The sequence below is a fragment of the Bacillus sp. CR71 genome (assembly GCF_003429245.1).
In the GTDB taxonomy this organism is placed as follows: Bacteria; Bacillota; Bacilli; order Bacillales; family Bacillaceae_G; genus Bacillus_A; species Bacillus_A thuringiensis_S.
In genome coordinates this window covers 521846-537051 of sequence record NZ_CP031748.1, presented here as the reverse complement: position 1 = coordinate 537051, position 15206 = coordinate 521846, and the positions used below count along the sequence as shown (strand labels likewise).

Here is a 15206-nt window from a genome sequence, read left to right as displayed (position 1 = left end):
AGCCCCGGTTTCCCGGAGTTATCCCAGTCTTATGGGCAGGTTACCCACGTGTTACTCACCCGTCCGCCGCTAACTTCTTGAGAGCAAGCTCTCAATCCATTCGCTCGACTTGCATGTATTAGGCACGCCGCCAGCGTTCATCCTGAGCCAGGATCAAACTCTCCAATAAAGTTAGTTTGTCTAGCATCTAAAAATAAAAATTGACGTTTCACGTTGTTTGTTTCGTTCAGTTTTCAAAGAACTACTTGGTCGCTCATTTGCGACTTCCTTATGTTAACATCTTCATTTTTCAATGTCAACTAAGTTTTTCAATTTCTTTTTTGTCGTTTTCTGCGTTTCCGCATCAGCGACGGTTATTAATATATCATGCAGTATATACAGGGTCAATACTTTTTACAAAAAAATTTCACATCCCGTTAAAAACTTAAAAATCGCTGTAAAAATCATTATAGCACCCATTCATTCTTCATGGCTCCCCTCCTATCCATTTCATATCTTATCCCTTTATCAATTTACACGAGAGTGAAAATTCTAAATTTTATGTTATATTATTATTATAGGAGTGTGGTGAGAATGAGCATTAAGTATTCAAACAAAATCAATAAAATCCGGACCTTTGCATTAAGTTTAGTATTTATCGGCCTCTTCATTGCATACTTAGGTGTCTTTTTCCGCGAAAACATTATTGTTATGACAACGTTTATGATGGTTGGCTTTTTAGCTGTTATCGCTAGCACTGTCGTTTACTTTTGGATTGGTATGTTATCTACTAAGACTATCCAAATTATTTGTCCAAGCTGTGATAAGCCAACAAAAATGCTCGGCCGTGTCGATGCATGTATGCACTGCAATCAACCTTTAACACTAGATCGAGATCTAGAAGGAAAAGAATTTGATGAAAAGTATAATAAGAAGAGTTATAAATCATAAGTATCAAGGGAAATACGAGTTTGCAACACTACAAACGTTTCAACTCATTAAAAAGTTGATTTCTTAAGAAATCAACTTTTTAATTGTTTTATTAAATTTATTACACCTATTTTTTCGAAATAACAGTAAACATCCCTGTCATGTTAGGCGAATAATCTTTAAAATCATATTTTTCGTAGAATGACGTTTTACCTTGCGACGCAAACAAACCAATGAATGCTTTATCTGGAGCATTCTGATTTAAGTATTCTACTAAAGTATTCATTATTTTCTTTCCAATACCATTCTTTTGATACTCTGGATGAACCACTATATCTTGAATATAGAAATAGATAGCCCCATCACCAACAATTCTCCCCATGCCGATGATTTGATTATTATCCTTGACTGTTATACAGTAAATCGAATTTTGAAGTGATATTTCCGCCACCTCAAAGTTCATATAATTAGTCCATCCCACAGAATCACATAAATATTTATATTCTTCCAATGTTGGAATGTCACTTTTAATCTCATATTTCTTCAAAATGTCCCCTCCAAGAATTCATTTCCACCAATACAAAGTAAATTCGACAAACTTTTATCTAACCCTTCTTACTAACTTAGCACTGTAAATCCCGATTAACCTCACGCTAATCCTTATATAATAAAGAAAGAGGCTGACGTATAGCCGTCAGCCTCTTTCTTTATTATATATTACGCCTTATGACACTCTGGACAAACGCCATAAATTTCTAAGCGATGACTATTAATAACGAAGCCTGTCGTTTTTGCAGCTTCCTCTTCAAGTTGTTCCAAACCTCCATAAGGAAAATCAACAATCTTACCACATTTTTCACAAATCACATGATAATGTTGACTTGTAACATAATCAAATCTACTTGAAGCGTCTCCATAAGTTAATTCCTTTACAAGTCCAACCTCTTTAAATACACGTAAGTTATTATAGACAGTTGCAACACTCATATTTGGAAACTTACCTTCTAATGCTTTATAAATGTCATCCGCTGTTGGGTGCGTCATTGATTCCACAAGGTACTCTAAAATAGCATGACGCTGTGGAGTAATGCGTACACCCGTATTTTTCAGCATTTCTAGCGCTTCTTTTAATTCTTCTTTGACCACCGTCATGCACCCCGATTCTATACGGATTATTATTTTATAATTCTTATAAAGAGTGTACTCCTTTTCTTATAAATCGTCAATATTTCTACTATAAGTATGTGGTTTATTTTTATATTCAGGGCTTGTTTTTATGTATCTTTCCCTTTTTCTTCATATATTACATAGAAAAAAGTGCGACATAATCGCACTTGGAATACTATCATCTGAGGAGGTATGCCCTACACTTCCACTTTATGTAAGGCAGTAAAATATGTATAGACACTTGCCTTGTTTCTGCATATTTTATCTCCACTATAGATTTATTTTATATAAGAAAGAACATCCTCAATATGTCCTTTCACTTTCACTTTACGCCACTCTTTCACAAGTTCACCATCTTTATTAATAAGGAATGTAGAACGCTCGATTCCCATATACTCTTTCCCAAAGTTCTTTTTCAGCTTCCAAACATCATATAACTCTGCTACTTTATGATCTTCATCTACTAAAAGTGTAAATGGCAATTCATGTTTCTCAATGAATTTCAAATGTCTATTCGCTGAATCAGGACTTACTCCAAGAATAACCGTATCCTTCTCTTGAAATACTCCATACGCATCACGAAAATCACATGCTTCAGTTGTACATCCTGGCGTCATATCTTTCGGGTAAAAATAGAGAACTACATTTTTACCGCGGAAATCAGCTAGGCTAACTTCTTCTCCGTTACTTCCCTCTAATGTGAATTCTGGTGCCATTTCTCCTACTGTAATCATAGTTATCACTCCTACTCTTTTCCTTTACTATAACAAATGCTTCCTTATTTTTCATTGTCTATTACAGACCTCATCACAAAAGCAAAAGGGAGTGTATATCCAATTAGCGCTTCTGCAATTGCAATCCATCGCCCAATTCCAATCGGAGATATGTCACCATATCCAACAGACAATAAAGTAACTGCGCTAAAATATAAACAAACTTCAACGAGTTGAAAAGAATGAGCGTTCAAACTTTCTCCGTCCTCTTTCAAAACTGCGAAACCCATTTCCTCTAATACAACGTAACTTAATCCAAACGCGATCAGTACTGTTGTATAGATTAAAAATAATGTGGCCAAATTATACAGCGAAAAAAAACGCGTTGAATCTGAATAGGAACTCCATAATAATTGGACACTTTTCAAAATAGCGATTGCTGCAAGTAATAGAATAAATCCCCATAACATGTCCTCCACCTCATTTTATATGTATGAGACGACCATTGGATTTATCCCTTAGAAACAAACAAGCTTCTATAATTAATTCCCAGCACCACGGTACCTTTTTACCCCTTGATTCCAAAGAGTGATTGCAATCGTAAAACAGATAACACCAACAATTGGCGTCGCGAATGCATAACTATTCCATTCTGTTTTTCTTAAAAAGTATGCTGCTGGATATACTCCAACAAACGCAAACGGTAAAACAAACGTTAAAATGAAACGAATTACACGATTATAAATATTAACAGGATAGCGCCCGTAATTACCTATGTTATACATAAGGGGCATAATTGAACTTTTCGCATCTGACCAAAAACCAAGGCTCGCAAGCGTAACAAATATCCCTCCATATACAAGTGCGCCTCCTCCTACCATCAATATAAATAAGAAGAAATCATACCAGTAAAAAGATAATTGTAACTCTACAGCTGCATATCCCATTACAATCATTCCTGTAATGGCCCCAATTAAAGACTCAAGTTCCATTCTTTCTAATATAATTTGAAACAAGCTATGAATCGGTCTCGTTAATATACGATCCATCTCCCCTTTAATAATGTAACGATCATTAAAGTCCCATATGTTAAAGAAAGCTGAGAAAATGGCAAACGGCACTAAAAAGAAACCATAAATAAAGATTACTTCTTCTCTACTCCAGCCTTTTAATGCTTGTGTATGCCCAAACACAACGAGAATAAAGATTAAATTAACAGCCTGTAGTGATAAATCAGAAAGTAATCCAACGATAAAATCGCCCCGATACTCCAATTTTGTTTTTATATATTGGCTTGCATATTGCAAAAATAGTTTTATATATATCATCTCATCATCCCCCTTGTACAATTAGACGTTTTCTCGCCGTTCTCCACATAAGTACAATTGGAATAATAAGGACAATCGCCCAAATTACTTGGAATAATAATGCCTCATACAATTTATTTCCTTGTATACCTTCTGAAAAAATCATACTCGGAATATAACTAATGGCTTGAAACGGTAAAAACATCATTGCCTTTTGGGCCCATAACGGATAAAAACTAATCGGTAATAATAGACCAGAAAATAAATCAATAACAACGCGTTTTGCATACATAATTCCACTATTATTAAATAGGAAGAACGTGAGCATTCCCGTCATTAAATTAATTTGTGTATTAATAATAAAACTAAATATTAGAGACAAGAAGAAATATAACCACGTTTGAAAATTCGTTGTAATTTGCAATGAAAATAATAACGTAACGATAACCATACCTGGAATTGAAAAAAATGCAAAACGAAATATCCCTTCCCCAAGACCTTGCATCACTTTCATCCCTAAATAATTATATGGACGAATCAGTTCTACCGCTACACGTCCTTCTTGAATCTCCATCGCAATTTCCCTATCTATATTATTAAAATAAAAGGCACGTGCCATCCACGCAATTGCGATATACGTAGTCATTTGCGAAATAGATAAACTTTCAATGTTCTCTTTTCCGCTATAAATTGCTTGCCATAAAAAATAATACGCACCGATATTAATCGTATAAATTAAAATCCCGCTATAATAATTTGTGCGATACGCAAGCATCATTAAAAAGCGAATTCGAATCATTTCAATATACTTACCCATGTTTAATACCTTCTTCATAAATGTTACGAATAATTTCCTCTGTAGACACTTCATTAATTTTTAAATCTTTAATTTGAAAGGCTTGTACTACTTTAGAAATAAGCATTGAAATAATAACTTCTTCATTCGGTATTTTTGCAACCCACGCGTTTTCCTCTTTCGCTTTCGACCAAACGACATGACTATCTGGCATAACCATTGATAAAGCCTGATAGGAAACTGGTGCAATAAACTGAAAATGTATTTCCTTCTCTGCTCCCCACTGCGTACGAAGATTATTTAAAGAACCGTCATACATAATATTTCCTTCATCCAGCATGATAACACGCTCACATAATGCTTCAATATCAGTAATATCATGGGTTGTTAATAAAATTGTTGTTTTATAACGTTCATTCATTTCTTTTAAAAATTCACGTATTTTCAATTTCACAAGTACATCTAGCCCAATTGTTGGTTCATCTAAAAATAATAACGGTGGGTTATGAATTAATGCTGCCGCTAATTCACAACGCATTCTTTGACCTAGAGATAACTTTCGAACTGGTTTATCTAATAAAGGACCAATATCTAACGTTTCAATCACGTGTTCCATATGCTCTTTATACTGAGCGTCTGATACACCGTACACTTTTTTTAATAAACGAAAAGATTCTTGTACAGCAATATCCCACCAAAGTTGTGAACGTTGACCGAAAACAACACCAATGGTTCTTACAAATTCTTCTCTCTGCTTATGTGGGTTCATCCCATTTACTAAAATCTCTCCTGATGTCGGAGTCAAAATCCCCGTAAGCATTTTAATTGTTGTTGATTTACCAGCACCGTTCTCACCGATATAACCAACCATCTCACCTTGTTTTACAGTAAAAGATACATCATTTACTGCTGGTACTATTTTATAATTACGATTTAATAAATCGCGAAATGCACCCTTTAAACCCGGACGACTTGAATAGGCTGTAAATTCTTTACGTAACCCTTGTACCTCAATTACCGATTTCATAATCGGACCCCCCTCCTAAATGTCACAACGAATAGTTTACCCAACTGCCTTCTCTATCACAAACAATACGTCTTTTCGAAAAACATGTTAGAATAATACATAGATTTTTGTAAGGAGATGAATGGTAGTGAAATTCACAAAATCAGAAGCATTACATAAAGAAGCTTTAGAACATATCGTTGGCGGCGTTAATAGTCCTTCTCGTTCTTTTAAAGCAGTTGGCGGTGGCGCTCCTGTTGCTATGGAACGTGGAAAAGGTGCTTATTTCTGGGATGTAGACGGAAATAAATATATCGATTATTTAGCAGCATACGGTCCTATTATTACTGGACATGCTCACCCGCACATCACAAAAGCAATTACAACAGCTGCTGAAAATGGTGTACTTTACGGAACACCAACAGCGCTAGAAGTAAAATTTGCAAAAATGTTAAAAGAGGCAATGCCTGCTTTAGATAAAGTACGCTTTGTAAACTCTGGTACTGAAGCAGTAATGACGACAATTCGTGTTGCTCGTGCTTACACAGGCCGCACAAAAATCATGAAATTTGCTGGTTGTTACCACGGTCATTCTGATTTAGTACTTGTAGCAGCTGGATCTGGTCCTTCTACACTAGGAACACCTGACTCAGCCGGCGTACCACAAAGTATCGCTCAAGAAGTTATTACTGTTCCATTTAATAATGTAGAAACTTTAAAAGAAGCGTTAGATAAATGGGGACATGAAGTAGCGGCTATTCTTGTAGAACCGATTGTTGGAAACTTCGGTATTGTAGAGCCAAAACCTGGATTCCTTGAGAAAGTGAATGAACTTGTTCATGAAGCTGGCGCACTAGTAATTTATGATGAAGTTATTACCGCTTTCCGCTTCATGTACGGTGGTGCTCAAGATTTACTTGGCGTAACACCAGACTTAACAGCTCTTGGTAAAGTTATTGGCGGCGGACTTCCAATCGGTGCTTACGGTGGTAAGAAAGAAATTATGGAACAAGTTGCTCCGCTTGGCCCTGCATATCAAGCAGGTACAATGGCAGGAAATCCTGCTTCTATGGCATCTGGTATTGCTTGTCTAGAAGTTCTTCAACAAGAAGGACTTTATGAGAAATTAGATGAACTTGGTGCCATGCTTGAAAAAGGAATTTTAGAGCAAGCTGCAAAACATAATATCGATATTACATTAAACCGCCTAAAAGGCGCTTTAACTGTATACTTCACAACAAATACAATTGAAGATTACGATGCAGCACAAGATACAGACGGTGAAATGTTCGGTAAATTCTTCAAGCTAATGCTTCAAGAAGGAGTTAACTTAGCACCTTCAAAATACGAGGCATGGTTCTTAACGACAGAACATACAAAAGAAGATATTGAATATACAATTGAAGCTGTAGGCAGAGCATTTGCTGCTTTAGCAGATAGCAAATAATCTCGTCATTAAAAGGAAAAAAGAAAGCACATCTTTCTTTTTTCCTTTTTTCTATTTCATAAATCCCACATTAATAGTATAATTATTCATAATTATCTGTTTTATATTCTTTTACATCATTACTATCTCTGTGTACAAGGTGATTCACACCTTAAATAGTAAGATTATTCTAACTTTTACAAGAGGGGGGATTGACGGATGCTCAATAAAACAAATACATGGACACCGTCTTTATTTCGAGATTATAGAAATGCAGAACATGATGCGTGTGGAATCGTTTCCGTTATGGAGAAACGAAAAATTCCTACAAAAGAAAACATTGACCTTTGCATACAATCACTCGTCAAAATGAATCATAGAGCTGGTTTCATTAATGGCGAGGGCGATGGCATCGGCATTCACATTGATGTACCAAAAACGCTTTGGAATGAAAAACTAAAAAGTAGTGGATATAATCCAACGATTGTGGATCATCCCCACTTTATCGTTGGACATTTTTTTCTAAATAAAAAAGAAAACATTACTGCCTTAAAAGATTATATTCGTACGCAATTAAACAACAAAAACTTTACTATCATTTTCGAAAGTGATGATGCAACAAACTCAGATGCGCTCGGTCCACTCGGTAAACAAGAAGAACCTTTATTTTGGCAAGTTGCCCTTATCGCAGAAAATGAAATTACAAATATTGAGCAAACATTATTTTCTGTCACAATAAAAATAGAGGAAAACGAAGCAATTCATGTTGCTTCATTAAGTCGTGATCATGTTGTATATAAAGTTCTAGGTGCTGGTGATACACTTGTTGCCTACTATAATGATTTACAACATCCACTTATCGCTTCAACTATGACATTAGGACATAACCGCTACTCTACTAATACATTATCTAATTTTTTTCGTGTACAACCATTTAGTATTCTCGGACATAATGGTGAAATTAACACAATCGCAAAATTACGCGATCAAGCTGAAATGATTGATGTACCACTTACTGCTGGAGGCAGTGACTCTCAAGATTTAAACCGCACCTTAGAAACCCTACTTGTTCAATACGACTACAGTTTATTTGAAGCAATGGAAATACTATTTCCACCAATTATTAATGAAATTAAACTTTATGAAACACCTTTACAAGATTTATATACGTATATACGTGAAGCATGGGGACATTTTGCACAAGGACCAGCTGGCATCATTTCCCGTTTTAAAGATGAAGCTGTTTTCAGCGTTGATTCCCTTGGATTACGCCCAGTATGGAAAGTAGAGACAGAAAGCTCTTATATTTTCTCTTCTGAACCTGGAGTTGTATCACCAACTAAATATGTAGCAGAACCAAAGCCACTCGCCCCTGGAGAAAAGGTCGGATTAAAATGGAATGAACAAGATGAACTTGTTCTTTATGAATATGACAAATATCAAATCCAAGTATATAACCGTTTTAAAAAGCGAATTGATACTACCAATTATCATTTAAATTTATCTATCCCTGAAACGCAAAAAATCCAAGGGCTATGTGATTTTGTTCAAGTTGAAACGAAACAATACGTCGCTTTCGGATGGGACCGAGAACATATTCAGCTTCTTGAACAGATGGCAACAAAAGGTGTTGAACCAATACGCTCACTTGGGCATGACTCACCACTTGCCGCACTTGATACTGATAGACGAAATATCGCTGACTTTATTAAAGAAAGTGTAGCTGTTGTTACAAACCCAGCAATTGACCGTGACCGTGAAATTGAACACTTCTCTACACGTACTGTACTTGGAGAGCGTCCAAGTTTATTAAGCGGCGCAAAACGGCCATTTGTAGTTGAAATGCTTTCACCAATTATTTTAGAAGGCAGCGTGGCACAACCTATTGCAGAGGAATTACACACAATTACGTACGAACAACTCACAGCGTTATTTAGGACTCATAACTCTATTGCCACAATCTCTGCTACATTCAGCTCGTCAGAAACCCTGCAATGTGCATTAAGCCGCATTAGTTCTGAAGCGATAGCTGCTGTTAACAATGGTGCTTCCCTACTAGTATTAGATGACGCAAAAGCCCATCTAAATGAACGCTTGTGGATTGATCCACATTTAGTTACCGCGAAAGTACATCAAGAATTAAGTGAAAATAAATTACGCCGCAATTGTTCTCTCGTTATACGTTCTGGTGCCCTTCGCTCCTTACATGACATTGTCACGCTATATGGATTAGGAGCAGATAGTATTAATCCATATTTATTATTCGCGACTGTAAGTGATGGAACAAAAATACCAATTACGAATCTGTATAATGCACTTAATAAAGGATTAGAAAAAGTCATTTCAACAATTGGAATTCATGAGTTACGTGGTTACGGACGTCTCTATTCATCTATTGGGTTACATGAGGAAATTGCAAATATATTACAAATCACAAATTTCTTCGGTTCAAATGATTTAGCTTTTTCACTTGAATCACTTGCTGAAGATGCAAAAATACGAGCAGAGGATTATAACAATCCTAAAATTAGAATGCGAAAATCATTTCATATATTCCCGCGAATTTGGAAAGCAATCGGCGATGTTGCAAAAGGAAATCCTTATGATGACTACCGTGACAAGTTAAGTGAACTAGAAGAGAATAATCCAATCGCAATCAGACACCTTGTTCAAACGAAACAAACAAAACATGTCGTTCCAACTGAAGAAGTATCTATCGGCATTCAAAATCATAATTTACCATTTATTATTAGTTCTATGTCATTTGGTTCTCAAAACGAAATTGCCTTTCGCGCATATGCAGAAGCGGCCGATCAGCTAAATATGATTAGCTTGAACGGTGAAGGCGGCGAAATTAAAGATATGATCGGGAAATACCCACATACACGCGGACAACAAGTGGCATCTGGGCGATTTGGAGTAAATGCCGAACTACTAAACTCATCGAATTTAATTGAAATCAAAATCGGTCAAGGCGCAAAGCCTGGTGAAGGTGGGCATTTACCTGGTTCAAAAGTGACAGCCAAAATCGCTGAAGCACGTAATGCGACAATCGGCTCAGATTTAATTTCACCTTCTAACAACCATGATATTTATTCAATTGAAGATTTAGCTCAAATGATTACCGAAATTAAAACAGCTAATCAACTTGCCAAAGTAGCCGTGAAAGTCCCTGTTGTTCCTAATATCGGAACAATTGCTGTCGGTATCGCCAAAGCTGGTGCTGATTTTATTAACATTAGCGGATTCGATGGTGGAACAGGTGCTGCACGTATTCACGCCTTGCAACATGTAGGTCTTCCTGTAGAAATTGGTGTTAAAGCCGCTCACAACGCTTTATTAGAAGCGAGCATGAGACATAAAGTAGAGATTTGGGCAGATGGTGGTATTCGAAGTGTAAATGATGCCTTGAAAATCATGCTCCTCGGAGCAAACCGTATTGGATTTGGCACACTGTCAATGATTGCAATCGGCTGTACTACTTGCCGTGGGTGCCATCTAGATACTTGCCATGTTGGAATTGCGACACAAATTGAGTCTGAAGCACAGGCAAAAGAACATGGATTACGCCGCTTCGTCCCACGCGAATTAGAAAGCGCAGTTGCTGGCCTGCTAAATTTATTCACCTCTTTCGGTGTAGAACTAAAACGATTAACAGGACAGCTTGGGTATACAAATTTACAAGCAATTGTCGGGCGGTCTGATTTATTAGAGCAAGTTCGGGGCGAAAATTTATTAAACTTATGTAATTTACTACAAATAATAGAACATCCATCTGTTACAACAACAAAAGACGTACCAGAAAAACAATTTAAAACAGTTCATTCCGCTGACTCAAAAGAATTAGTAGGCGTTGGTGTAGAGCAACGCGTTATGGGCGGTCTAGAATCATGTTATCGCGTTCGCAGTAAACTATATGAAGCTACTCAACTTGAACCACTTACATTAAAGTATACGAATGGTTCTATCCCTGGAAATGGGTTAGGTGCTTACAATAGTGAAAATTTATTTATACACGTAAATGGCGGCGCACAAGATGGCATTGGTAAAACTTCCTTTGGTGGTGGTATTTATATAACGAAATCAAAAGGAAAAGACGGAGTATATTATAACGGTTCTGTCGGAAAAGGATTTGGATATGGGGCACAAAAAGGGGCACTATACGTGCAAGGGAACGCTGATGCTCGTGCTGGCATTCGCCTTTCTGGGGCAGACATGATCATTGGAGGTAGAATAACAAAACCACTCCGTGAAAAAGAGCAAGGAAATATAGGTGCATACTCCAATATTAAAGGTTTTGCTTTTGAATATATGACAAATGGGCGAGCGCTTGTTTTAGGTGACCCTGGTCCATGGATTTGCGCTGGCATGACTGGCGGTGTTGTTTATTTGCGTCATGATTCAAACTTAGGCTTAACAGAACAGGCCTTAAAAAGAAGAATTGCAAAAGGGGCAAATGTTACATTACAATCAATTAGTAAAAATGGTTTGAAAGATGTAACTGAATTATTGCTAGACTATATTCGTGTACTAAACGAGCATGAGCAATATGAGGAAGTTGCTTTGTTAACCCCATTATTAGATGATATACAGAACCAGTTTTTTGAAATTATCCCGAAAAAAGAACAGGCAGATCCATCTATCTCAACAGAGTAACATGAGTAATTTTCATTATTAAGAAAAAATTGACGAAGTACACTTCTCATAGTAATCTATAGTAACAATTTGAGACCTGCTGAAATTCAGCAGGTCTTTTTACTAAAAACTGATGTTTAAAAGAAATTAGGAAAAATTATAAAGTGAAACTTTAATTAGCCTACAGCAATTGAGCGTTTACCGGCATCCAGCTACTGAATTTAGAGGCGGGAATCTTACTGTTCACAATTAGCCGGATAAAATGAATACTAATTTCTTTTAACGTCACTAAAATATCACTTGCTAACATATTGTAATGAATGTATAGTATCATGTTGTACATTCATTATGACAAGAGAAAGGATCTTATTAAGGGTATGAAACTTGGTGCTCGCATTTTAAAAACGGGTATTGCCATCACGTTAGCTTTATTTGCTTGTATTTTACTTCAATTACCGAGTCCGGTATTTGCGGGAATTTCAGCTATCTTTGCTGTTCAACCGTCTGTATACCGTTCTTATTTAACCGCACTTGAACAGATTCAAGCAAATGTAATCGGTGCGATATTTGCTATCGCATTTGCTACTGCTTTTGGACATAATCCTTTTATTATTGGATTAACATGTATATTAGTAATTGCTCTTACACTGCAATTACGATTAGAAAACACAATATCAATTGCTTTAGTAACAGTTATCGCCATTATGGAGTATCAAGGCGAAGACTTCTTTAGTTTTGCCTTACTTCGATTTGCGACAATTATGATTGGTATTATTGCGGCTTCACTTGTAAATTTAGTATTTATGCCGCCGAAATATGAAACAAAACTTTATCATCGTATCGTTGATAATACAGAAGAAATTGTAAAATGGATTCGAATGAATAGCAGGCAGGCTTCTGATTTTACAACGCTAAAAACTGATATTGATCGTATGAAAGAAAAAATGATCAAACTAAATCATTACTATTTGCTGTATAAAGAAGAAAGAAGCTACACGAAAAAAGTAAAGTTCGCAAAAATTCGTAAGCTCGTTTTATTCAGACAAATGTTAGCGACAACAAGCCGTGCTTTAAGTACGTTAAAATCATTACACCGTACTGAAAATGAACTACGCTACATGCCGGAAGAATTTCAGGAATCTATCCAAAACGAACTTGATTCATTAACGCATTATCATGAACAAGTTTTATTAAAATTCATTGGTAAAGCAAAAAAACAACAATCAGTTGAAATGCTTGATGAAGTTGAAACAGGTAAACAAGAATTAATTGATATCTTTATGGAATATCAAAACAAGGACGATGAAGAAGCATATAAAACATGGTTACATCTCTTCCCTCTTATTTCTTCCATCATTAACTATAGTGAAGAAGTAGAGCATTTAGATTTACTTGTAGATAGCTTCTACACATACCATAAACCAGAAAAAGAACTCCAAATCGATGATAAAAAAGAAGACGAATAAAAAAGCAGCTCCTTTTATGCTAAAGGAGCTGTTTCTGTTATATGTTGAAGTTGATATAAATTATAATAAAATCCTCTTTTTCGCATTAACTCTTCATGAGAACCGGTTTCTTTAATCTGACCGTCTTCAATGTAAATGATCGTATCAACATGCGTAATTGTCGCTAATCGATGTGCAATTATAATCGTTGTCCGGTCAGCAGCTAACGTCTGAAGCGCCTCTTGAATATACCTTTCATTTTCTAAATCTAAAGCCGAAGTTGCTTCATCCAATATAAGTACCGACGGATTCTTTAGAAATACGCGTGCAATTGCCACGCGTTGCCTTTGCCCACCCGATAGCTTCACACCACGTTCTCCAACGACAGTATTATAACCATCTGGTAAATCTATAATAAAATCATGAATTTGCGCAGCTTTGGCAGCTGCAATCACTTCTTTCTCTGTAGCTTTCGGATTTCCATATAAAATATTAGCTTCAATTGTATCGCTAAACAATAAATTATCTTGCAGTACAATTCCAATATTACTACGTAAATTTCTCATATTATACTTCCTTACATCTATGCCATCTACATAAACCGTGCCTTCAGAAACATCATAGAAACGCGGGATCAAACTAGCAAGAGATGACTTCCCTCCTCCACTCGCTCCTACAAGCGCTACTTTCTCTCCAGACTGCATAGTTAATGACAAGTTGTGTAATATCTCTTTTTCATCTGCATTATAACGAAAAGAAACATTATCAAATACAATTTCTCCATTTAATTTTTTCGTTTGTATCGCATTTGGCACATTAACAATATCGTATTTTTCATCTAACAGTTCAAACACACGATCCATCGATGCAAAAGATTGTGTCAATGTTGTAGATGAATTAACAAGGCGGCGAAGCGGACTATATAAACTATCCATATATCCAACAAAGGCTACCATCGTCCCTAGCGTTAACTGCCCCTGAATTACTTCATATGCTGCAAAACCAATCACAAGTAACGGACCTAAATCGGTTAACGTATTTACTGCCGAAAATGTTCTCGCCGTCCAACTTGTATGGTTTAATGCTTTCGTTAAAAATTCATTATTTCTTTTTTCAAACTGCTTCCCCTCATACTCTTCTAACGCAAAGCTACGTGTCACTTGCATTCCTTGAATACGTTCATGCAAATACCCTTGCATCGTCGCTAACGCTTGTGAACGCTCTTTCGTCAATTTCCGAAGACGTCCGAAAAAATATTTCACTGCTATTACATAAATAGGTAAAATCAATAACGCAACAAATGTTAATTTTATATTCATAGAAAACATAACAATGATAGCGATAGCAATTGTTGCAGTATCTAACCAGACGTTCATCAAACCTGTAATTACAAAATCTTTCGTTTGTTCTACATCATGGATGACCCGTGAAATAATCTCCCCTGTTTTCGTATTCGAATAATAACGTAAGCTTAACTTTTGTAAGTGACCGAAAATATGCTTCCGCAAATCATACAGTATTGTATTTGCGATACGTTGCGCGAAATATTGACGATAATATTCAATCGGTGGTCTTAATACCGCAAAAATAAAAAAAGCAATTCCAATCGCTGTTATTAATTGAGATGTTTTATCTTGAAGTGAACCCGCCCCTTGAATTACATCATCGATAATATACTTTAATAACCACGGCATAATAAGTGGAATACCGAACTTAACTAGTCCAATAATAATTGTAATAGCAATAAGCCATCGATATGGTTTAACAAATTGTAAATATCTTTTTATGCCCTGCACATAATC

General features: G+C 36.1%; 12 protein-coding genes. 4 read left to right on the top strand and 8 right to left on the bottom strand.

Going from position 1 to position 15206, the window contains the following annotated elements:
• The first annotated feature begins 573 nt into the window (after positions 1-573).
• A complete protein-coding gene (locus tag DOS87_RS02780; protein ID WP_000025067.1) occupies positions 574-930 on the top strand; it encodes a YgzB family protein in 357 nt (118 codons plus the stop codon).
• A 106-nt stretch (positions 931-1036) separates the two neighbouring features.
• Here DOS87_RS02780 and DOS87_RS02775 read toward each other — a convergent pair whose 3' ends face one another.
• The 7 genes from DOS87_RS02775 to DOS87_RS02745 form a co-directional block, all read right to left on the bottom strand.
• On the bottom strand, positions 1037-1456 hold the full coding sequence (locus DOS87_RS02775; protein WP_000759743.1) for a GNAT family N-acetyltransferase: 420 nt from the start codon (positions 1454-1456) through the stop codon (positions 1037-1039).
• A gap of 170 nt (positions 1457-1626) precedes the next feature.
• Entirely contained in the window at positions 1627-2055 is a 429-nt protein-coding gene (gene perR / locus DOS87_RS02770) for a peroxide-responsive transcriptional repressor PerR (RefSeq protein ID WP_000237831.1), read from the bottom strand.
• Positions 2056-2354: 299 nt separating this feature from the next.
• The gene (bcp, locus tag DOS87_RS02765; RefSeq protein ID WP_000633711.1) at positions 2355-2810 is read right to left on the bottom strand and encodes a thioredoxin-dependent thiol peroxidase; all 456 of its coding nucleotides are present in this window, start codon (positions 2808-2810) and stop codon (positions 2355-2357) included.
• Between the two features lie 44 nt (positions 2811-2854).
• Entirely contained in the window at positions 2855-3259 is a 405-nt protein-coding gene (locus DOS87_RS02760) for a potassium channel family protein (RefSeq protein ID WP_000964360.1), read from the bottom strand.
• 72 nt (positions 3260-3331) lie between these two features.
• On the bottom strand, positions 3332-4117 hold the full coding sequence (locus DOS87_RS02755) for an ABC transporter permease (protein ID WP_000639350.1): 786 nt from the start codon (positions 4115-4117) through the stop codon (positions 3332-3334).
• A 4-nt stretch (positions 4118-4121) separates the two neighbouring features.
• Positions 4122-4913: an ABC transporter permease gene (locus tag DOS87_RS02750; protein WP_000521515.1), complete on the bottom strand. Its 792-nt coding sequence runs from the start codon at positions 4911-4913 to the stop codon at positions 4122-4124.
• The gene (locus DOS87_RS02745; protein ID WP_000843649.1) at positions 4906-5919 is read right to left on the bottom strand and encodes an ABC transporter ATP-binding protein; all 1014 of its coding nucleotides are present in this window, start codon (positions 5917-5919) and stop codon (positions 4906-4908) included. Before DOS87_RS02745 ends, DOS87_RS02750 begins: the two co-directional genes overlap by 8 nt.
• A 121-nt stretch (positions 5920-6040) precedes the next feature.
• On the opposite strand from DOS87_RS02745, the gene hemL reads away from it, so the two are divergent.
• From hemL to DOS87_RS02730, 3 genes are all read left to right on the top strand, one after another.
• The gene (gene hemL / locus DOS87_RS02740) at positions 6041-7345 is read left to right on the top strand and encodes a glutamate-1-semialdehyde-2,1-aminomutase (RefSeq protein WP_000260533.1); all 1305 of its coding nucleotides are present in this window, start codon (positions 6041-6043) and stop codon (positions 7343-7345) included.
• A 198-nt stretch (positions 7346-7543) separates the two neighbouring features.
• Positions 7544-11980 (top strand): glutamate synthase-related protein, encoded by a 4437-nt coding sequence (locus DOS87_RS02735; protein WP_098578065.1) that lies wholly within the window; start codon positions 7544-7546, stop codon positions 11978-11980.
• A 356-nt stretch (positions 11981-12336) separates the two neighbouring features.
• The gene (locus DOS87_RS02730) at positions 12337-13425 is read left to right on the top strand and encodes an aromatic acid exporter family protein (protein ID WP_000765787.1); all 1089 of its coding nucleotides are present in this window, start codon (positions 12337-12339) and stop codon (positions 13423-13425) included.
• Positions 13426-13439: 14 nt separating this feature from the next.
• On the opposite strand, the gene DOS87_RS02725 is transcribed toward DOS87_RS02730, so the two are convergent.
• The gene (locus tag DOS87_RS02725; RefSeq protein ID WP_086389644.1) at positions 13440-15200 is read right to left on the bottom strand and encodes an ABC transporter ATP-binding protein; all 1761 of its coding nucleotides are present in this window, start codon (positions 15198-15200) and stop codon (positions 13440-13442) included.
• Positions 15201-15206 lie beyond the last annotated feature (6 nt).

Excerpts from the sequence above, each read along its gene's own strand:
- DOS87_RS02780 (WP_000025067.1), top strand. The coding sequence starts at position 574 with ATGAGCATTAAGTATTCAAACAAAATCAATAAAATCCGGACCTTTGCA.
- DOS87_RS02745 (WP_000843649.1), bottom strand. The coding sequence starts at position 5,919 with ATGAAATCGGTAATTGAGGTACAAGGGTTACGTAAAGAATTTACAGCC.
- hemL (WP_000260533.1), top strand. The coding sequence starts at position 6,041 with ATGGTAGTGAAATTCACAAAATCAGAAGCATTACATAAAGAAGCTTTA.
- DOS87_RS02755 (WP_000639350.1), bottom strand. The coding sequence starts at position 4,117 with ATGATATATATAAAACTATTTTTGCAATATGCAAGCCAATATATAAAA.
- DOS87_RS02735 (WP_098578065.1), top strand. The coding sequence starts at position 7,544 with ATGCTCAATAAAACAAATACATGGACACCGTCTTTATTTCGAGATTAT.
- DOS87_RS02760 (WP_000964360.1), bottom strand. The coding sequence starts at position 3,259 with ATGTTATGGGGATTTATTCTATTACTTGCAGCAATCGCTATTTTGAAA.
- bcp (WP_000633711.1), bottom strand. The coding sequence starts at position 2,810 with ATGATTACAGTAGGAGAAATGGCACCAGAATTCACATTAGAGGGAAGT.
- DOS87_RS02750 (WP_000521515.1), bottom strand. The coding sequence starts at position 4,913 with ATGGGTAAGTATATTGAAATGATTCGAATTCGCTTTTTAATGATGCTT.
- DOS87_RS02730 (WP_000765787.1), top strand. The coding sequence starts at position 12,337 with ATGAAACTTGGTGCTCGCATTTTAAAAACGGGTATTGCCATCACGTTA.